Below are 18,349 nucleotides of genomic sequence, written 5' to 3' on the forward strand. Positions count from 1 at the left end.
AACCCCCCGCGCTGGCGGGGGGAAACGGTCAGACGTTTTTACGTTCGATGGTTTGCTCGCCCCAGAAGAGCGAGTCTTTGTCTGTTTTGTCGAAGGCACGGACCAGCACTTCATCGCTCCCGTCCTCCCAGATTTTCTCCGCCAGCTTCTCATCGTATTTCGCGACTTCAAAGATGGCCTCGGCAATTTCTGGAGAGGTATTACGTAAACTTGCCCACTCACCGACGTGATGAGCTTTGGATTGTTGAGTTGGCATGCTTGTCCTCCTGTTGAGGTTAACCGTTCAGTTTTTTAGCGAGGCCCGCGACGTGCTCACCCTGATAACGGGCGATGGCCAGCTCTTCCTGGCTTGGCTGACGCGAACCGTCGCCGCCAGCAATGGTGGTCGCGCCGTACGGAGTCCCGCCGCGCACCTGTGAAACATCAAACAATTCCTGCGCGCCGTAGCCGATCGGCACAATCACCATCCCATGGTGTGCAAGGGTCGTCCAGGTGGAGGTGATGGTCTGCTCCTGGCCGCCGCCGGTCCCGGTTGAGCTAAAGACGCTGGCGAGTTTCCCGTACAGGGCGCCAGAGGCCCACAGCCCGCCGGTCTGATCCAGGAAGGTCCGCATTTGCCCGGACATATTGCCAAAGCGCGTTGGGGTACCAAAGATGATGGCGTCATAGTCGGCCAGCTCTTGCGGGGTCGCCTGCGGGGCATTTTGTGTTTTCCCGCCCGCTTTCAGGAACGCTTCGGCGTTCATGGTTTCCGGTACGCGTTTCACCACGACCTCAACTCCGTCAACTTTACTTGCGCCTTCCGCCACCGCATGAGCCATGGTTTCAATGTGTCCATACATGGAATAATAGAGCACCAGAACTTTTGCCATCTTGCATCACTCCTCGATTGTGGTTTCTGGCAGCGAATCGCTGCGTTCATTTAAAGATAAGACGCCACGGCCAGACTGCAAACTTGAAAGCCATTTCTTTGATTTATAACAAGATATTCAGGACCTTTCTTTGTAGCAATATGAAACATTTTTAGCGGGTCGGCTTTTCTGAATGATAAGAGGAGCTTATTGGTGACGACGGCGGGATCTCACACGAACGGCTGATTTCATGTTGCAGAATATTACCGTTTACTGGCTGGATCGGCTCATTCCACTAAGCTTAGTTTCACGCGGCGCAGACAAAGGCTCTGGCCTTGTGCCGTCAGGTGAAAGAATCCTCTTTTACTGAATGCAGTATGATGTCTAATGTTTCACACTCTGGAGGTTAGAGATGGCAAACCATCGTGGTGGGTCAGGTAATTTCGCTGAAGACCGTGACAGAGCATCAGAAGCAGGTCGTAAAGGTGGCCAGCAGAGCGGGGGTAACTTCAAGAATGACCCGCAGCGTGCATCTGAAGCTGGCAAAAAAGGGGGCAAAAACAGTCATGGGAGCAGTAATAAGAGTTAGCGTCTCCCCATTTCAGTGTCACCCAACCTGAAATATCCCCCTGCCGCCGGGTCTCCCGGCGGTTTTTTTATTTATGCAACATTGAACTGTAACCAAAGGCATCGCACACTAGCGGATTACTTCTTGTCGCTGGTATCCCATGTCCTCCTCTCGCTACGCCTTTTCCATTAAACCCCAGGAAGCGATCCTGATTCTGATCACCATGTTCTGGGGCGGTACCTTCCTCGCGGTGCAGTACGCCGTGACGCTCAGCGATCCGTTTTTCTTCGTCGGGCTGCGTTTCGCCACGGCGGCGGTAGCGGTCGCGCTGATCTCACTCAAAACCCTGCGCGGATTGACCATGAAAGAGTTCAAGGCAGGCGTGGCGATCGGTGTCTCCATTGCGATGGGCTATAGCCTGCAAACCTGGGGGTTACAGACCATTCCCAGCAGTAAATCGGCGTTTATCACCGCGATGTACGTTCCGCTGGTGCCCCTGCTGCAGTGGCTGTGTCTCGGCAGAATGCCAGGGCTGATGTCCTGCGTGGGCATCGTGCTGGCCTTTATCGGGCTGATTTTTCTCGCAGGACCTGGCGACAACCTGCTGGCGATGGGGCCGGGTGAGATTATTACGCTGATTGGTGCGGTGGCGATTGCGGCAGAAATTATCCTGATTAGCGCCTGGGCCGGGAAAGTCGACGTCAAACGCGTCACCGTCGTCCAGCTGGCGACAGCCTCGATTGTGGCGTTCATCGCCATGGTTCCCGCCGGAGAATCTGTCCCGCCGATGTCCACGGGGCTGGTGGTCGTGGCACTCGGACTCGGGATTTTCAGCGCCATCATTCAGGTGACGATGAACTGGGCGCAGCGCAGCGTCTCCCCGACACGTGCAACGGTCATCTACACCGGCGAACCCGTCTGGGCCGGGATTTTCGGTCGTCTTGCGGGTGAACGGTTGCCGCTGCTGGCCCTGTTGGGTGCGGCATTTATTGTGGTCGGGGTGCTGGTGAGTGAGTTGAAGTTAAAAAAGAAACGTCGTGAAGCGGCCGATCTGACACTCGAATAGCGTCGTATTGCAATCAAAGCGCGGCAATTCTACAATGCATTTGTGTACGGATACTCACCGTACAAAATGGAGTAAAAATGTCAGCACTTAAAAAACAGCGAATCGATCTCCGATTATCGGATGAAGATAAGAGTCTGATCGAAGAAGCCGCGGCGATGACCAACCAGACCATCACGCAGTTTATGGTCAACAGCGCGTCAGCGCGCGCCGCGGAAGTGATCGAGCAGCACCGTCGCCTGATCCTTAACGAAGCGTCGTGGAATCAGGTGATGGATGCCATCAGCAATCCGCCATCTCCAGACAACAGGCTAAAACGCGCCGCCAAACGGCTCGAAGACATGGAGTAAGTCGTGGCCAAACTGATCATAGAGATGTTTTCAGAAGAAGCAGTTTATGATTTTACGGATTTTGACTGCGGCGAAACCTCTCTGAATGTCTTTCTTACTGAGCATCTGGCTCGCCAGCACTGCGGACGCATCCTGCGGGCTTACGTCCTTAAAAGCCAGGAGGCGAAGCCTAAAGTGTGGGGATATTACACGCTCGCGGGCAGTTGTTTCGAACGTGAAGCGCTTCCCTCAAAAACGCAGCAACGCCACATTCCTTATGCCAATGTACCCAGCGTGACGCTGGGCCGTCTGGCCATTCATAGAACACTGCAAGGGCAGGCGTGGGGGACAACCCTGGTCACGCATGCCATGAAGGTGGTGTATCTGGCGTCACAGGCGGTGGGTGTGCACGGCATGTTTGTCGATGCGTTAAACGAGAGTGCGAAAGCGTTCTACCTCAAGCTGGGTTTTATCCCCCTGGTGCGTGAAAACGCCAACTCGCTTTTCTACCCGACCAAATCTATCGAACGGTTATTCGAAGAAGATTAATCACCCGGCAACAACCGATGGTACCGTCTGAAAAACGCCCGGTGGCGCTGCGCTTACCGGGCCTACAAATAAACGTAGGCCGGGTAAGGCGTAGCCGCCACCCGGCAACAAAGGATGGTGCGGTCTGAAAAACGCCCGGCGGCGCTTCGCTTGCACGGGCCTACAAAAGAAACGTAGGCCGGGTAAGGCGAAGCCGCCACCCGGCGCAACAACCGGCTCCGTCAGGAATCCTGGCGCACCACCTCAGCCTGAGAGACCTCCGCCGTCCGGCGACTCAACAACGCATTCAGCAAAATCGCGCCAAAGGTGGCCGTCCCGATTCCACCCAGCGTAAAGCCGCCGAGCGTCAGCGCAAAATCCCCCGCGCCCAGCACCAGCGTCACGGCGACCATAATCAGGTTGCCGTTCTGGTTGAGATCCACGTGGTTCTGCACCCAGATGCGCGCGCCGGCCACGGCAATAAGGCCAAACACCACAATCGATGCGCCGCCAATCACCGGGGCCGGAATGGTGTGGATCAGCGCCCCGAATTTCGGCGAGAAGCCCAGCAGCAGGGCAATCACCGCTGCGGCGACAAACACCAGCGTGGAGTACACCTTGGTCACCGCCATCACGCCGATATTCTCCGCGTAGGTGGTCACGCCACTGCCGCCAACCGAGCCCGAGAGCATGGTCGCCAGCCCGTCACCGACAAACGCGCGGCCCATATACGGGTCCATGTTGCGCCCGGTCATTCCGGCGACCGCTTTCAGATGGCCCAGGTTTTCCGCCACCAGAATCACTGCCACCGGCGCGATCAGCATCATCGCCTGACCGCTAAAGGTCGGGGAGGTGAAGTGCGGCAGACCAAACCACGCGGCGTGTTGCACCAGCGAAAAATCCACCGGTTTACCCAGGCCCAGCACGCTGGTCATCAGGGCATACACCAGGCACGCCGCAATCAGCCCGACCAGAATCAACAGCCGCTGAATCATTCCGCGGGTGAAAACCGCCACCAGACCGATACACAGCACCGTCACCGCCGCCATCCAGCTGTCAAATGACGAGCCGGAGACGCTTTTGACCGCAATCGGTGCGAGGTTCAGACCAATCGCCATCACCACCGCACCCGTCACCACCGGTGGCATCAGGCGTTCGATCCAGCGGGTGCCGACCTTCATCACCACAACGCCAATCAGAGTGTAAACCAGCCCGCAGGCGATAATGCCGCCGAGCGCGACGCTCAGATTCGGGTTGATCCCCTGGCCGTTAAAGCCCGTGGCGGCGATCACCACGCCGACAAAGGCGGCGCTCGATCCCAGATAGCTCGGCACCCGTCCGCCGGTGATGACAAAGAACAGCAGCGTGCCGATCCCCGACATCAAAATCGACAGATTGGGATCCAGCCCCATCAGAATGGGCATCAGCACCGTCGCGCCAAACATCGCGACCGCGTGCTGAACGCCCATCACCACCGTGGGCACCAGGGGAAGCCTCTCATCCGGCGCGACCACGCCGCGTTCTGTGGAGGTCGATGTTAACTGCCAGTGTGGAAAACCGAACAAGGCCATGAGCTGTCTCCTTAAGGAGGGTTAACAGGCGGGTCGCAGGAGTGCGTGATAGCCGCGGTCGAACCACACCAGTCCCTGCGGCGCGGGGTGGCGGGTAATGGAAACAATGTCGCAAAACAGAATATCGTGGGTGCCCACGCTGACCACCTGGCTGATGCGGCAGTCGAAGGATGCCAGTGCCTCTTCAAGCCGCGGGCAGCCGGTTTCGCCGGTCTGCCAGCTGGCCGCCGCGAAACGTTCTTCCATTGGCGTTTTGCCGCCAAACAGGTTCGACAGCGGCTCTTGCCCGGCACACAGCGTATTCACGCACAGAGTGCGGTTTTCGCTGAACGCGGGCCAGACCGACGCCCCGCGATTCAGGCACACCAGCAGGGTGGGCGGTGAGTCGGTCACGCTGCACACGGCGCTGGCGGTAAATCCCGCCTGTCCGGCAGGACCGTCGGTGGTGATGATATTCACCGCCGCGCCAACGCAGGCCATCGCGTCGCGAAAAGTTTGTTGATCCATATTGGCTCCTTACGCCAGCCCGCAGGCATCTTCAAAGGTCAGACGCGGCAGACGGCCATAAACTTTGCTGACATCGCCGTAGCCGATGTTGATCAGCAGATTGCTTTTAAGCGTGGTGCCGGTGAAAAAGGCCGCATCCACTTTCTGCGGATCAAAGCCCGACATCGGCCCGGTATCCAGCCCCAGCGCGCGACAGGCAAAAATCAGATACGCCGCCTGCAGCGAGCTGTTGCGAAACGCCGTCTCCTGGGCGAGTTCCGGGCTGGAGGTAAACCAGCTGCGGGCATCGCCGTGGGGAAAGAGTTCCGGCAAGCGCTCATAAAATTCGCTGTCCCAGGCGACAATTGCTGTGACCGGCGCGGCAAGGGTTTTCGCCAGATTGCCGCTGGAGAGCGCCGGGGCCAGTTTCTCTTTGCCATCGGGCGTACGGACAAATACGATCCGCGCGGGGGAACAGTTGGCGGAGGTCGGGCCCCATTTCATCAGGTTGTAGATCTCGCGCAGGGTCTCGTCGCTGACCGGTATATCCTGCCAGCCGTTGTGCGTTCGGGCGTCGGTAAACAGCGTTTTTAACGCGCCCGGATTGATGGCTTCGTTCATCTATAAAACCCTTTCCTGTGCGTGCAGCAGGCTGGCGAGCCCGTTCAGCAGCAGCGTATTGAAGGTATCGGGATCGGTGACGTTGCAGGCGTGTCCGCCCTGGCGCATCACCACTTTTTCACTGTGGGGCAGCGCAGCGTGCAGCTCAGACGAACAGACGGCAGGCACCAGCAGATCGTTGGCGGAGCAGATCACCTGCACCGGGCAGCGAATGCGCGCCGCATCCCGGCTGAAATCTGCCTGTTTCAACGCGTGAAGGCGTTTAAGCAGATTGGGTTTGCCCTGAAAATGGGCGAGGGCCAGCGCCTCTTCGGCCTCCATTCGCGGAGCGCGGGCCGCCATCCAGTCGGCGGGGTAGAGAAACAGCGGCTGCGCTTCCACCCAGGCCTGCGCACCGCCCGCGTGCAGCAGGCGTTCGCGGATCTGAAAACAGCGGCGGGTATGGGTGTTGAGTTTCAGCCAGCCGTTCACCGACACCAGTGCGGTGACCGCCTCGGGACGATCGAGCGCCAGCTGCAGCCCAACCAGCGCACCAAGCGCGTGGCCGACCACGCAAAAGCGCTCAATGCCTGCCTGTGCCAGCGCCCGATACAGCTCGTCCGCCATCTGCGCCAGAGAATAACCCTCGGGCAACACCTCCGGGTTATTCCCGGTCCCGCGCTGGTCGTAGCACACCACCTGATACTCTTGCTCAAGGACCGCCAGCTGCGGCAGCCAGTAGCTGCCACCGCCGCCCAGCCCGGCGATTAGCACCACCACCGGCGCGTCGGCAAACGGGGGCGGCGAAACGGATATTTTCATGGCAACCTCATTTTCCGATGTGGGCAACAGAGGCGATCTCGACCAGCGCCTCGGGCTTGACCAGCCCGCACTGAATGCAGAATCGCGCCGGTTTATCGCCGGGGAAAAACTCAGCGTAGACTTCGTTAATCGCGGCGTAGTTTTTCCAGTCGGTGATAAAAATGCTGTTGAAGGTCACGTCCTCCATCGTGCCACCCGCCGTTTCGATAACGCTCCTGATGGTCTCGAGAACGTGGCGGGTTTGCGCCTTTGGGTCGTCGGGCCAGACCACGTTATTCTCTTTATCGAAGGGCAGCGTGCCGGAGACATACACCACGCCATCGGCGAGCGTACCGGGCACAAAGGGGGCAATCGGCGTGCTGGTGCCCGCAGGAATGATCACGGATTTCGGCATAGTGTGGCTCCTCAGGCGATACGGGCTAATGACGGCGGGGAGACGGCATCGCAAAACTCGGCGACGGTGCTGACCCAGCCAAAAAAGGTTTCGATATTGAACAGAGCGGCTTTCTGCGCAAACTCCGGCCCGGCCTGATGCGTGGCGTCTGCCAGCACCACGCCGAAGTATTCGAGGAAAAAGCCGTCGCGCAGGGTCGATTCCACGCAGACGTTGGTCGCAATGCCGGTAAAGATCAGGTGGCGAATCCCGCGGCTGCGCAGCAGGCTGTCGAGCGGGGTGTTGAAAAAGCCGCTGTAGCGCGGTTTCGGCAGCACGATATCGCCGGGCTGGGGCGCCAGTTCATCGACCAGCTGGTAATCCCAGCCGCCTTTTGCCAGCAGTTTTCCCTGTAGCTCCGGCTGTTTGCGCATGGTTTTCAGGGCGTTGGATTTATGGAAGTTAGGCGAGCCGGGGCCACCCGCTTCGACGTACTCATCGTCCCAGCCGTTCTGGAACCAGATGATGAGCATCCCCGCGGCGCGCGCGGCGGCAACGGCGGTGTTGATATTGTCGATCACCGGACGGGTGGCGGAGACGTCAAACCCGGCCAGATCCAGATAGCCGCCAGGGCTTGCGTAGGCATTTTGCATATCCACCACAATCAGCGCGCTCTGCTCTGGCGTGAAGGTAATGGCTTCCGGGCGTGCATCTAATGAAATCATTACGCCACCTCCTGAGTCAGCGCGGGGATGTGTGCGCGGCACTGCATCAGCGGCTGGATGCGCTCGCCAAAGGTCTCAACGCCCATCAGGAAATCATCAAAGGTCAGCAACACGCCTTCAGCCCCCGGCACGCTGGCGACTTCGTCGAGCATCCGCGCCACATTTGCGTAAGAGCCCACCAGGGTGCCCATGTTGATATTGACCGCCGAGGTCGGGTCCGCCATCTGGCGCACGTTGGTATCTGACCCGGAGCGGGTATCTTTCTGGCTCTGCTCGGTGAGCCAGCTCAGGGCCTCCTCGTCGGCTCCCGCCTTGTAGTGTTCCCATTTGGCGCGGGCGGCCTCGTCGGTTTCATCGGCGATCACCATAAACAGCACGTAGGAGCCGACATCGCGCCCGGTCACTTCCGCCGCCTCTTTCATGCGTGCGGCGGTGGGGGCGAAGGCCGCGGGCGTGTTAACGCCTTTCCCGAAGCAGAAGTTAAAATCTGCGTGCTGCGCCGAAAACGCCATGCCCGCATCGCTCTGTCCGGCGCAGATCACTTTCATCGGCGTGGAGGGCTGCGGGCTGACGCGGCAGTCGTTCATGGTGAAGTAGTCGCCTTTGAAATCGCTCTTGCCGGTGCCCCACAGATCGCGCAGGACCTGCACGTATTCGGTCAGATAGTCATACCGACGCGAGAAATACTCATCGCCCGGCCACAGGCCCATCTGCTCGTACTCTGGTTTTTGCCAGCCGGTCACCAGATTCACGCCGAAGCGCCCGCCGGAGATGGAGTCAATGGTCGATGCCATGCGCGCGACAATTGCCGGAGGCAGGGTGAGGGTGGCGGCGGTGGCGTAGATCTGGATACGCGACGTCACCGCCGCCAGACCCGCCATCAGAGTGAAGGACTCCAGATTGTGATCCCAGAATTCGGTTTTGCCGCCGAAGCCGCGCAGTTTGATCATCGAGAGCGCAAAGTCGAAATGGTAATGCTCTGCCTTTTGCACAATGGCTTTGTTCAGCTCGAAGGTCGGCATGTACTGCGGCGCGTGGGAGGAGATTAACCAGCCGTTGTTGCCGATAGGGACGAATACGCCAATTTTCATCACGAACCTCTCTTCATCTCAGTGTGGGGTGAAAGTCAGACGTGGCGCTGCATCCTGCATTTCCTGTTCAGCCTCGTGATTAAGGTTTTGCAAAGGGGATGCCAGTTTTGAAAAGTGTTGTGTTATTAATGTGTTAACTGATGGTTGTTAAAAAGATACCGAGTAAAGTGGACTAACTGGTCAAAAGCAGTGCACACAAAACAGGCACTTATGCGCGATCGAGGTGCAGAATGTCGTGAGACGCGAGGGGTTTTGCTATGCTAAACGCACATTTTCAAGGAGAGCAGGCATGACACAAGGCGCAGTGCAGACACCAGGTAAACGTTCGCGGGCGGTAAGCGCCAAGAAGCAGGCGATTCTGAAAGCCGCGCTGGAGACCTTTTCGCAGTTCGGCATTCACGGCACGCGCCTTGAGCAGGTCGCGGAGTTGTCCGGGGTGTCGAAAACCAATCTGCTCTACTACTACCCGTCGAAAGAGGCGCTTTACGTCGCCGTGCTGCAACAAATTCTCGATATCTGGCTGGCGCCGCTGAAGGCGTTTCGTGAAGAGCTCGCGCCGCTGGTGGCGATCAAAGAGTACATTCGCCTCAAGCTGGAGGTCTCCCGCGACTATCCTCAGGCGTCGAAACTGTTCTGCATGGAGATGCTACAGGGCGCGCCGCTGTTGCAGGCGGAGCTGACGGGGGATTTGAAGCAGTTAATCGATGATAAGTCAGCGATTATTGCGGGCTGGGTGGCGAGCGGAAAACTGGCGCCGATCGATCCGCAGCACCTGATCTTTATGATTTGGGCCTCGACCCAACACTATGCGGACTTTGCGAGTCAGGTCGAAGCCGTGACCGGAAAAACGCTCCAGGACGAGGCGTTTTTCCAGAGTGCGGTCGATAACGTGCAGCGCCTGATTATTGAAGGGATCCGCCTGCGTTAATTGCCAGGCGGCAGCGGGCAGCTTAAATCACCTTCCTCGCACTGCATCAGGGAGGCCAGAAACGCTTCGCGCTCGGCGGTTTTCTCGGTCATACACTGGTTGATAATCATCGGCTGTACGCTTCCGCCTTCGCTGCCGGACGCGGCAAAGGCGCAGTCGGCGTCACGCAGCCCAATCCACGCCTGCTGGGCTTTTTTCAGCAGTTCGCGCTGGGGCGCGGCGGCGCGTTTCATCGCGGCCTGGTAAGTCTGATTCAGTTTTTTATCTGCCGCCTGATACTGCTGCGCGGTGCAGGTATTCAGATCGGTCTGGGTTGTGGCACTGGCACATTCGTCGGCCAGCGCGCTGGCGCTGAGCAGCAACGCGGCTCCGGCAATCAATACTCGTTTCATTTTACCCTCCGTATAAAAAAGCCGGATGTGCTGCGCTTATCCGGCCTACGGTTTTCATTCTAGCTTACCCGTCATACTTCGAGCTGCATGTGCGTTGGCTGCGCCAGCTCACCCCAGTCACTTACTTAAGTAAGCTCCTGGGGATTCACAGGCTTGCCGCCTTCCTGCAACTCGAATTATTTAGGGTATTGCACAATTAGCCGATTGTCATCAGGCTGGCGTTACCGCCTGCGGCAGCGGTGTTGACGCTGAGCGAGTGCTCCACGTACAGACGCTCCAGCAGCAGGTTGGTTTCGCCGCGGGCAAAGCCCTGCACCGAGACAATTGCGCCGTCGCGCGCCGCGACCTGCTCGCACAGTTCGCGCAGCTGATCGGAATCCCCGTGGTAGATCACCGCATCGAAAGCCTGGGTGGTGATCACGTCAGGTTTCGCGAAGGTGATCCGCGCGGAGACCTCTTCGGGCAGCTGTTTAGCGAGATCGCGATGCAGACCATCTTCCGGCCACAGCACTTCGCAGCCTGTTGCCATGGCGGCGGCAAGCTGAACCAGCACATCCTGTTCGTTATCGGCGATGCACAGCACGCGCTCGCGCGGCATCAGCGTCCAGGTGTTGCGCTCTCCGGTCGGGCCTGGCAGCAGACGCTGAGTCCCGGCCTGCGCCTGTTCGCCATACTGCTGACAAATGGCGCGCAGTTCCGGGCGTTTCTCCGCCCATTTCACGAGGGCGTCCAGCGGTTGGGTGAGCAGCGTTTTCAGCTGGGCATCCACCGGGCGTTCCGCGTCCTGACGCGCCAGGGTCACACCGAGCGCATTATCAGGGCGGTTCGCCAGCAGACGGTACAGATAGAGCGGACCACCGGCTTTTGGACCGGTGCCGGACAGACCTTCGCCGCCGAACGGCTGCACGCCGACCACCGCGCCGACCATATTGCGGTTGACGTACAGGTTGCCGACTTTCGCGCTGCCCGTTACCTGGGCGATGGTTTCGTCGATACGGGTATGCACGCCCAACGTCAGGCCGTAGCCGGAGGCGTTAATCTGATCGACCAGCGCCTCCAGGTTGTTACGGCTGTAGCGCACCACGTGCAGCACCGGGCCGAAGACCTCTTTTTTCAGCTCGTCGAAGCTGGAGAGCTCAATCAGCGTTGGCGCAATAAAGGTGCCGGTGTTCCATTCGCGGGCGTCTTCGCTGTTCTCGCGAACCGCCTGGAAGACCGGGCGACCTTTGGCGCGCATCGCCTGAATGTGTTGTTCGATGTTGGCTTTGGCTTCGGCGTCAATCACCGGGCCGATATCCGTGGTCAGGCGGCCTGGGTTGCCCATCCGGCATTCTGCCATCGCACCGCGCAGCATTTTCAGCGTGTGGTCGGCGATATCATCCTGCAGACACAGCACGCGCAGGGCGGAGCAGCGCTGTCCGGCGCTGTCGAAGGCCGAGGCCAGCACATCCACTACCACCTGTTCGGTCAGCGCGGACGAGTCGACGATCATCGCGTTCATCCCGCCGGTTTCGGCGATCAGCGGCGTCGGACGACCCTGCGGATCGAGACGCGTCGCAATGTTGCGTTGCAGCAGCGTCGCCACTTCGGTAGAGCCGGTAAACATCACGCCGCGCACGCGGGTGTCGGAGGTCAGCTGAGCGCCGACGGTTTCCCCACGTCCTGGCAGAAGCTGCACCACGCCTGCCGGGACGCCGGCTTCGAGCAGAATGTTAATACCCTGGGCGGCAATCAGCGGCGTCTGTTCAGCCGGTTTCGCCAGCACGCTGTTACCTGCGGCAAGCGCCGCCGCGATTTGGCCGGTGAAGATCGCCAGCGGGAAGTTCCACGGGCTGATGCACACCACCGGGCCGAGCGGGCGGTGGGTTTCGTTATCAAAATCGTTACGCACCTGACCGGCGTAGTAATGCAGGAAGTCGACCGCCTCGCGCACTTCGGCGATGGCGTTGCTGAAGGTTTTCCCGGCTTCGCGTACCAGAATGCCAATCAGCTGCTGCATCTGGCCTTCCATCAGGATGGCGGCGCGCTCAAGGATTGCGGCACGTTCCTGCGGCGGCGTCGCGAACCAGATCGGCGCGTTGTTCACCGCATTTTCCAGCGCCAGTTCAACTTCTTTAGCGGTGGCTTCGCGGGCAAAGCCGACGATATCTTTTGGCTCCGCCGGGTTGATCACCGGCTGCGTATCCCCTGCGTCAACGGGCTGCTCAAGGATCGGTTTCGCCTGCCATTTTTGCAGCGCGCTGTTCAGCAGGGCAGAGGAGAGGGACGCCAGACGGTGTTCGTTCGCCAGATCCAGACCCGCGGAGTTGGTGCGATCGCTGCCGTACAGCTCGCGCGGCAGGGCGATTTTCGGATGCGGCAGACCGAGCTGGCCTTCCTGTGCCGCCATTTTTTCCACGGCCTGCACCGGATCGGCTACCAGCTCGTCGAGCGGCAGGGTGGTGTCAGCAATACGGTTGACGAAGGAGGTGTTGGCGCCGTTTTCCAGCAGACGACGCACCAGATAGGCGAGCAGCGTTTCGTGGGTGCCGACCGGGGCATAAATACGGCACGGTCGGTTCAGTTTGCCATCGGCCACTTTCCCGGTGACCTGCTCGTACAGCGGTTCACCCATGCCGTGCAGACACTGGAATTCGTACTGGCCCGGATAGTAGTTCTGCCCGGCCAGGCTGTAGATCGCCGCCAGGGTGTGGGCGTTGTGGGTGGCGAACTGCGGGTAGATCAGGTTCGGCACGCCGAGCAGTTTTTTCGCGCAGGCGAGGTAAGAGACGTCGGTGTAGACCTTGCGGGTGTAGACCGGATAGCCTTCCAGGCCGTCCATCTGCGCGCGTTTGATTTCGCTGTCCCAGTACGCGCCCTTCACCAGACGGATCATCAGGCGGCGACGGCTGCGCGAGGCGAGGTCGATCAGGTAATCAATCACGAACGGGCAGCGCTTCTGGTAGGCCTGAATGACGAAGCCGATGCCGTTCCAGCCCGCCAGCTCCGGTTCGAAGCACAGTTTTTCCAGCAGATCGAGGGAGATCTCCAGGCGGTCGGCCTCTTCGGCGTCGATGTTAATCCCGATATCGTACTGGCGCGCCAGCAGGGTGAGGGATTTCAGGCGCGGGTAGAGTTCGTCCATCACGCGGTCGTACTGGGCGCGGCTGTAGCGCGGGTGCAGGGCGGAAAGCTTGATGGAAATCCCCGGTCCTTCATAAATGCCGCGACCGTTCGAGGCTTTACCAATCGCGTGGATCGCCTGCTGGTAAGAGACCATGTACGCCTGCGCGTCGGTGGCGGTCAGGGCCGCTTCGCCGAGCATGTCGTAGGAGTAGCGGAAACCTTTGTCTTCGAGCTTACGGGCGTTGGCCAGCGCTTCGGAGATGGTTTCCCCGGTGACGAACTGTTCGCCCATCAGGCGCATCGCCATGTCCACGCCTTTGCGGATCAGCGGTTCGCCGCTCTTACCGATAATACGGTTCAGGGAGCGGGAGAGGTTGGCTTCGTTATGGGTGGAGACCAGTTTGCCCGTAAACAGCAGGCCCCAGGTGGCGGCGTTGACGAACAGCGACGGGCTGCGGCCAATGTGCGAGTGCCAGTTGCCGTTGCTGATTTTGTCGCGTATTAACGCATCGCGCGTGGCTTTGTCCGGAATACGCAGCAGCGCTTCCGCGAGGCACATCAGGGCCACACCTTCCAGCGAAGAGAGGGAGAACTCCTGCAACAGGCCCTGCACCATTCCGGCGCGGCCGCTGGCGGATTTCTGATTACGCAGTTTGTCGGCGAGCTGATACGCCAGGCTGTGCGCCTGAGACGCAATCGGCTCCGGCAGACGGGCCTGCTCCAGTAACATCGGCACGGCGTCGGTTTCGGCACGACGGTACGCAGCGGTGATCGCCGCGCGGCTGACGGATTGCGGCAGGATCTGCTCGGCAAAATCGAGGAACGGCTGGTGATTCTCTTCGGCGGCGGCTGCGGCTTCATCGCTTTCATTGGCGGCACCGGCCAGCAGGGCAGGCAGCTCCGGTAAATCGTCTTCGTTTTCCAGACGTTCCAGATAATTAAAAATAGCCTGCTTAATTAACCAGTGCGGCGTGCGGTCAATGCGGGTTGCAGCGCTCTTAATCCGTTCGCGGGTCGCGTCATCCAGCTTAACCCCCATGGTGGTCATGCCCATGCCAAAACTCCTGTTGATCTGTAGTGATGTTCGGTCGTTAGCGTGAAATATCCACCATGTTGCAACTTTGTGCAACCGTGTTAAATGTGACCTGGTCTGCAAGCTGAAAAATGAATGGATTGTTAAGCATAAGTTAGCTGGAAAATAAGGCGGAATTCTGCGTGTGAGGCCAGTTTTTATGCGGCAGTTAACACTTTTAAAAGGTGCAACCCGTGAAAGCGTGAGCGAGTGCAACCTATATAAAAGACGTATGAAACCAGGGATGAATTTGATGTAAATGCAGTGTTAAATCATTTGTGCATGAGGAGCGCTTACGGCAGGATACGCGCGCCCAACCGAAATACACTCATCATCACCCCGTTCCGGTGATGGAATAATTAAGGCAACCGGGAAGGTTGTCGCTCGACATTTTTGGAGATTTTAAATGGCAATTAGCACACCGATGCTGGTGACATTTCTCGTTTATATTTTTGGCATGATCCTGATAGGGTTTTTGGCATGGCGATCAACCAACAGTTTTGACGACTATATTCTGGGCGGGCGCAGTTTAGGGCCGATGGTCACCGCGCTCTCTGCGGGGGCTTCCGACATGAGCGGCTGGCTGCTGATGGGCCTGCCGGGCGCGATTTTCATCTCCGGTATTTCAGAAAGCTGGATCGCGATAGGCCTGACGGTCGGCGCGTGGGTGAACTGGAAGCTGGTGGCGGGGCGTTTGCGCGTTCACACCGAAGTGAACAACAACGCCCTGACGCTGCCGGACTACTTCACCGGTCGCTTTGAGGATAAGAGCCGCGTGCTGCGCATCATCTCCGCGCTGGTGATCCTGGTGTTCTTCACCATCTACTGCGCCTCGGGCATCGTGGCCGGTGCGCGTCTGTTCGAAAGCACCTTCGGCATGAGCTACGAAACGGCGCTGTGGGCCGGTGCGGCCGCGACCATCATCTACACCTTCGTCGGCGGTTTCCTGGCAGTTAGCTGGACCGATACCGTGCAGGCGAGCCTGATGATCTTCGCCCTGATCCTGACGCCGGTGATTGTGATTTTCACCGTTGGCGGCTTTGGCGATTCGCTGGAAGTGATCAAGCAAAAGAGTATCGAAAACGTCGATATGCTGAAAGGCCTGAACTTCGTGGCGATTGTCTCGCTGATGGGCTGGGGTCTGGGCTACTTCGGTCAGCCGCACATTCTGGCGCGCTTCATGGCGGCGGATTCCCACCACACAATCGTTCACGCGCGTCGTATCAGCATGACGTGGATGATCCTCTGTCTGGCGGGCGCAGTGGCCGTTGGCTTCTTCGGGATTGCGTACTTCAACAACAACCCGGCGCAGGCGGGGGCGGTGAACCAGAACGCTGAGCGTGTGTTCATCGAGCTGGCGCAAATTCTGTTCAACCCGTGGATTGCCGGGATTTTACTGTCGGCGATTCTGGCAGCGGTGATGTCGACCCTGAGCTGTCAGCTGCTGGTCTGCTCCAGTGCGATTACCGAAGACCTGTACAAGGCCTTCCTGCGTAAAGGCGCGAGCCAGAAGGAGCTGGTGTGGGTCGGGCGCTTTATGGTGCTGGTGGTGGCGCTGGTCTCCATCGCCCTGGCAGCCAACCCGGAAAACCGCGTGCTGGGCCTGGTGAGCTACGCGTGGGCGGGCTTCGGTGCGGCCTTTGGTCCGGTCGTGCTGTTCTCCGTACTCTGGTCACGCATGACCCGTAACGGCGCGCTGGCGGGGATGATTATCGGGGCGGTGACGGTGATCGTCTGGAAACAGTTCGCATGGCTGGGTCTGTACGAAATCATCCCAGGCTTTATCTTCGGCAGCATCGGGATTGTGGTGTTCAGCCTGCTGGGCAAAGCACCGTCGGCGTCGATGCAGGAACGTTTTGCTGAAGCGGATGCGCATTACCACACGGCACCTCCGTCGAAATTGCAGCCGGAATAAGTTGTGCGGTCTAAAGCCCGGTGGCGCTAGCGCTTACCGGGCCTACAAAACCCGCAAATCTGTAAAATATGTAGGCCGGGTAAGCGTTAGCGCCACCCGGCTTTTTTTGTATCAGAACTGCACGCACACCGGCTGATCAACCCGCATCACCGACTCCTGCGCAAAGCGGGATTTGTAGATCCCGCGCAACGCTTCGATATTGCTCTCGCTCTGGGCGTCCTTCCCGTGGATCAGCATCAGCGCTTTGCTCGGCTCACGCGCTACTTTCCCGTCGTTACCCAGCCACTGCCCGCGCGCATCAAACACCGTTAAGCCATCGCGAAAACGCGGCGTCACGTCCTGATCGACAAACTGCTGCCACTCCTGGCCGGTGATCGCCGCACCCGCCGGACGATTCAGGCCGAAATAGAGGGTAGTTTGCTGCATCTGGTTATCCGCTTTGCAGGTGGCGTCAGCGGCGGTGTGAGAGGGGGCGTTGCAGCCTGCCAGCAGGAAAAGCGCGGCAACCATAAGCCCGGTTTTGATGGTCATAGTTTGGTATCCTCGTTGTTGTTGCGAAAAAAAAGCCGGGTGGCGGCTGCGCCTTACCCGGCCTACAAATCATCATCACGAAATCAGAGCACCAGCCCCGCGAAGCTCGCCGACAGCAGGCTCACCAGCGTTGCGCCGTACACCAGGCGCAGGCCAAAGCGTGACACCACGTTGCCTTGCTTCTCATTCAGCCCTTTGATCGCTCCGGCCACAATGCCGATAGAGGCAAAGTTAGCGAACGACACCAGGAAGATGGAGAGAATGCCCAGCCCGCGCGGCGTCATCTGACCGGCAATTTTTTGCAGCTCAATCATCGCCACAAATTCATTCGCCACCAGTTTGGTTGCCATAATACTGCCCGCGTTCAGGGCATCGCTGAGGGGAATGCCGACCAGCCACGCCAGCGGATAAAACACATAGCCCAGGATCTGCTGGAAGCTCATGCCAAATACGCTGGAGAACAGGGCGTTGACCGCGCTAATAAGCGCAATAAAGCCAATCAGCATCGCCAGAATAATCATCGCCACTTTAAAACCGGCCAGAATATACTCGCCCAGCATCTCAAAGAAGCTCTGGGATTCGTGCAGTTTTTCCAGTTTGATTTCCGGCTCAGATTCCGGGCGCGCCGGGTTGATGACCGACAGAATAATAAAGGTGCTGAACATATTCAGGATCAGCGCCGCGACCACAAATTTCGCATCCAGCATGGTCATATAGGCGCCGACAATCGACAGGGAGACGGTGGACATCGCCGTCGCCGCCATGGTGAACAAGCGACGAGAAGAGAGATCGCCGAGCACCCCTTTGTAAGCAATGAAGTTTTCCGACTGTCCGAGGATCAGCGAGCTGACGGCGTTAAAGGATTCCAGCTTGCCCATCCCGTTCAGTTTTGACAGCAGCGTGCCGATGACGCGAATAAAAATCGGCAGAATTCGCCAGTGCTGGAGAATACCGATCAGGGCAGAAATAAAGATAATCGGACAGAGTACGCCGAGGAAAATGAACGCCAGCCCTTTTTCACCCATCCCGCTAAAGACAAAATTGGTGCCTTCTGCGGCAAATTTCAGCAGGGATTCAAAGAAACCGGAGACATATTTAATCACGAATAAACCGCTTTCGGCGTGCAGGAAAAAGAACGCCAGCGCAATTTCAATCACAATAAGCTGTAAAACATAACGAATACGAATTTTTCGGCGGTCGAAACTCACCAGCCAGGCGAGCGCAAGAATAATCACCAGCGCCAGCAGGAAATGAACAAAGTTATACATTTTAGATTTTCAGCAGGTAAACGAAGCGCTTATTTAGCCATAGGGAGGGGGAAGCGTAAATGGGCATTTACGTTATAACTTATATACATAACGGTAACGATCGTAACTATTAACCGGCGATGGATTTACAA

The 18,349-nt window shown here is 58.5% G+C and carries 19 protein-coding genes; 6 read left to right on the forward strand and 13 right to left on the reverse strand.

All coding sequences use genetic code 11. The features are described from left to right. Positions 1–28: 28 nt before the first annotated feature. Entirely contained in the window at positions 29–256 is a 228-nt protein-coding gene (locus tag U9O48_RS08390; RefSeq protein WP_282492507.1) for a YccJ family protein, read from the reverse strand. Between the two features lie 19 nt (positions 257–275). Then, the gene (gene wrbA / locus U9O48_RS08395; protein ID WP_100780660.1) at positions 276–872 is read right to left on the reverse strand and encodes an NAD(P)H:quinone oxidoreductase; all 597 of its coding nucleotides are present in this window, start codon (positions 870–872) and stop codon (positions 276–278) included. A gap of 391 nt (positions 873–1,263) precedes the next feature. Between wrbA and U9O48_RS08400 the strand changes: the two genes are divergently transcribed. From U9O48_RS08400 to U9O48_RS08415, 4 genes are all read left to right on the forward strand, one after another. Next, positions 1,264–1,440 (forward strand): general stress protein, encoded by a 177-nt coding sequence (locus tag U9O48_RS08400; protein WP_100780659.1) that lies wholly within the window; start codon positions 1,264–1,266, stop codon positions 1,438–1,440. A 139-nt stretch (positions 1,441–1,579) separates the two neighbouring features. After that, a complete protein-coding gene (locus tag U9O48_RS08405) occupies positions 1,580–2,485 on the forward strand; it encodes a DMT family transporter (RefSeq protein WP_285145388.1) in 906 nt (301 codons plus the stop codon). A 77-nt stretch (positions 2,486–2,562) separates the two neighbouring features. Continuing rightward, on the forward strand, positions 2,563–2,832 hold the full coding sequence (locus U9O48_RS08410) for a DUF1778 domain-containing protein (protein WP_285145387.1): 270 nt from the start codon (positions 2,563–2,565) through the stop codon (positions 2,830–2,832). A gap of 3 nt (positions 2,833–2,835) precedes the next feature. Continuing rightward, a complete protein-coding gene (locus tag U9O48_RS08415; protein ID WP_324724064.1) occupies positions 2,836–3,360 on the forward strand; it encodes a GNAT family N-acetyltransferase in 525 nt (174 codons plus the stop codon). A 221-nt stretch (positions 3,361–3,581) separates the two neighbouring features. Here the strand turns inward: U9O48_RS08415 and rutG are convergent, their stop codons facing one another. Genes rutG through rutA form a run of 7 tightly spaced genes read right to left on the reverse strand, consistent with a single transcriptional unit; the run spans position 3,582 to position 9,007 of the window. Continuing rightward, a complete protein-coding gene (rutG, locus tag U9O48_RS08420) occupies positions 3,582–4,910 on the reverse strand; it encodes a pyrimidine utilization transport protein G (RefSeq protein WP_285145385.1) in 1,329 nt (442 codons plus the stop codon). A gap of 21 nt (positions 4,911–4,931) precedes the next feature. After that, positions 4,932–5,417 carry an NADH-dependent FMN reductase RutF gene (rutF, locus tag U9O48_RS08425; RefSeq protein ID WP_324724066.1) on the reverse strand — a complete coding sequence of 162 codons (486 nt, stop codon included), beginning with the start codon at positions 5,415–5,417 and terminating at the stop codon, positions 4,932–4,934. A 9-nt stretch (positions 5,418–5,426) separates the two neighbouring features. Then, positions 5,427–6,017: a malonic semialdehyde reductase gene (locus U9O48_RS08430; RefSeq protein WP_324724067.1), complete on the reverse strand. Its 591-nt coding sequence runs from the start codon at positions 6,015–6,017 to the stop codon at positions 5,427–5,429. Continuing rightward, positions 6,018–6,818 (reverse strand): pyrimidine utilization protein D, encoded by an 801-nt coding sequence (gene rutD, locus U9O48_RS08435; RefSeq protein ID WP_324724068.1) that lies wholly within the window; start codon positions 6,816–6,818, stop codon positions 6,018–6,020. It lies immediately after the preceding gene. Positions 6,819–6,825: 7 nt separating this feature from the next. After that, positions 6,826–7,212: a pyrimidine utilization protein C gene (gene rutC, locus U9O48_RS08440; protein ID WP_285145381.1), complete on the reverse strand. Its 387-nt coding sequence runs from the start codon at positions 7,210–7,212 to the stop codon at positions 6,826–6,828. A gap of 11 nt (positions 7,213–7,223) precedes the next feature. Further along, positions 7,224–7,916: a pyrimidine utilization protein B gene (gene rutB, locus U9O48_RS08445; RefSeq protein ID WP_285145380.1), complete on the reverse strand. Its 693-nt coding sequence runs from the start codon at positions 7,914–7,916 to the stop codon at positions 7,224–7,226. Beyond that, entirely contained in the window at positions 7,916–9,007 is a 1,092-nt protein-coding gene (gene rutA, locus U9O48_RS08450; RefSeq protein WP_282492517.1) for a pyrimidine utilization protein A, read from the reverse strand. The genes rutB and rutA overlap by 1 nt, the downstream gene beginning before the upstream one ends. A gap of 289 nt (positions 9,008–9,296) precedes the next feature. Between rutA and rutR the strand changes: the two genes are divergently transcribed. Further along, the gene (rutR, locus tag U9O48_RS08455) at positions 9,297–9,935 is read left to right on the forward strand and encodes an HTH-type transcriptional regulator RutR (RefSeq protein WP_285145379.1); all 639 of its coding nucleotides are present in this window, start codon (positions 9,297–9,299) and stop codon (positions 9,933–9,935) included. On the opposite strand, the gene U9O48_RS08460 is transcribed toward rutR, so the two are convergent. Together U9O48_RS08460 and putA are read right to left on the reverse strand one after the other, a co-directional pair. After that, complete coding sequence (locus U9O48_RS08460) at positions 9,932–10,327, reverse strand: lysozyme inhibitor LprI family protein (protein WP_324724070.1); 396 nt, start codon at positions 10,325–10,327, stop codon at positions 9,932–9,934. The genes rutR and U9O48_RS08460 overlap by 4 nt on opposite strands. Positions 10,328–10,523: 196 nt before the next feature. Then, entirely contained in the window at positions 10,524–14,486 is a 3,963-nt protein-coding gene (gene putA / locus U9O48_RS08465; protein ID WP_324724072.1) for a trifunctional transcriptional regulator/proline dehydrogenase/L-glutamate gamma-semialdehyde dehydrogenase, read from the reverse strand. 424 nt (positions 14,487–14,910) lie between these two features. Here putA and putP point away from each other — a divergent pair, with 424 nt between their 5' ends. Beyond that, a complete protein-coding gene (gene putP / locus U9O48_RS08470; RefSeq protein WP_095281532.1) occupies positions 14,911–16,419 on the forward strand; it encodes a sodium/proline symporter PutP in 1,509 nt (502 codons plus the stop codon). A gap of 111 nt (positions 16,420–16,530) precedes the next feature. On the opposite strand, the gene U9O48_RS08475 is transcribed toward putP, so the two are convergent. Together U9O48_RS08475 and U9O48_RS08480 are read right to left on the reverse strand one after the other, a co-directional pair. Continuing rightward, positions 16,531–16,950, reverse strand: a complete 420-nt coding sequence (locus U9O48_RS08475; protein WP_282492521.1) for a DUF3574 domain-containing protein — start codon at positions 16,948–16,950, stop codon at positions 16,531–16,533. An 83-nt stretch (positions 16,951–17,033) separates the two neighbouring features. Then, the gene (locus U9O48_RS08480; RefSeq protein WP_324724073.1) at positions 17,034–18,218 is read right to left on the reverse strand and encodes a NupC/NupG family nucleoside CNT transporter; all 1,185 of its coding nucleotides are present in this window, start codon (positions 18,216–18,218) and stop codon (positions 17,034–17,036) included. Positions 18,219–18,349: the final 131 nt, after the last annotated feature.

The sequence above is a fragment of the Lelliottia sp. JS-SCA-14 genome, assembly GCF_035593345.1.
GTDB lineage: Bacteria > Pseudomonadota > Gammaproteobacteria > Enterobacterales > Enterobacteriaceae > Enterobacter > Enterobacter wanjuensis.

What these genes read in the sequence shown, in the direction of transcription:
- U9O48_RS08400 (WP_100780659.1), top strand. Translation starts at nt 1,264, where the DNA reads ATGGCAAACCATCGTGGTGGGTCAGGTAATTTCGCTGAAGACCGTGAC.
- rutB (WP_285145380.1), bottom strand. Translation starts at nt 7,916, where the DNA reads ATGATTTCATTAGATGCACGCCCGGAAGCCATTACCTTCACGCCAGAG.
- rutF (WP_324724066.1), bottom strand. Translation starts at nt 5,417, where the DNA reads ATGGATCAACAAACTTTTCGCGACGCGATGGCCTGCGTTGGCGCGGCG.
- putP (WP_095281532.1), top strand. Translation starts at nt 14,911, where the DNA reads ATGGCAATTAGCACACCGATGCTGGTGACATTTCTCGTTTATATTTTT.
- U9O48_RS08475 (WP_282492521.1), bottom strand. Translation starts at nt 16,950, where the DNA reads ATGACCATCAAAACCGGGCTTATGGTTGCCGCGCTTTTCCTGCTGGCA.
- U9O48_RS08480 (WP_324724073.1), bottom strand. Translation starts at nt 18,218, where the DNA reads ATGTATAACTTTGTTCATTTCCTGCTGGCGCTGGTGATTATTCTTGCG.
- rutA (WP_282492517.1), bottom strand. Translation starts at nt 9,007, where the DNA reads ATGAAAATTGGCGTATTCGTCCCTATCGGCAACAACGGCTGGTTAATC.
- U9O48_RS08410 (WP_285145387.1), top strand. Translation starts at nt 2,563, where the DNA reads ATGTCAGCACTTAAAAAACAGCGAATCGATCTCCGATTATCGGATGAA.
- rutR (WP_285145379.1), top strand. Translation starts at nt 9,297, where the DNA reads ATGACACAAGGCGCAGTGCAGACACCAGGTAAACGTTCGCGGGCGGTA.
- rutC (WP_285145381.1), bottom strand. Translation starts at nt 7,212, where the DNA reads ATGCCGAAATCCGTGATCATTCCTGCGGGCACCAGCACGCCGATTGCC.
- putA (WP_324724072.1), bottom strand. Translation starts at nt 14,486, where the DNA reads ATGGGCATGACCACCATGGGGGTTAAGCTGGATGACGCGACCCGCGAA.
- wrbA (WP_100780660.1), bottom strand. Translation starts at nt 872, where the DNA reads ATGGCAAAAGTTCTGGTGCTCTATTATTCCATGTATGGACACATTGAA.
- U9O48_RS08430 (WP_324724067.1), bottom strand. Translation starts at nt 6,017, where the DNA reads ATGAACGAAGCCATCAATCCGGGCGCGTTAAAAACGCTGTTTACCGAC.
- rutG (WP_285145385.1), bottom strand. Translation starts at nt 4,910, where the DNA reads ATGGCCTTGTTCGGTTTTCCACACTGGCAGTTAACATCGACCTCCACA.
- U9O48_RS08460 (WP_324724070.1), bottom strand. Translation starts at nt 10,327, where the DNA reads ATGAAACGAGTATTGATTGCCGGAGCCGCGTTGCTGCTCAGCGCCAGC.
- rutD (WP_324724068.1), bottom strand. Translation starts at nt 6,818, where the DNA reads ATGAAAATATCCGTTTCGCCGCCCCCGTTTGCCGACGCGCCGGTGGTG.
- U9O48_RS08390 (WP_282492507.1), bottom strand. Translation starts at nt 256, where the DNA reads ATGCCAACTCAACAATCCAAAGCTCATCACGTCGGTGAGTGGGCAAGT.
- U9O48_RS08405 (WP_285145388.1), top strand. Translation starts at nt 1,580, where the DNA reads ATGTCCTCCTCTCGCTACGCCTTTTCCATTAAACCCCAGGAAGCGATC.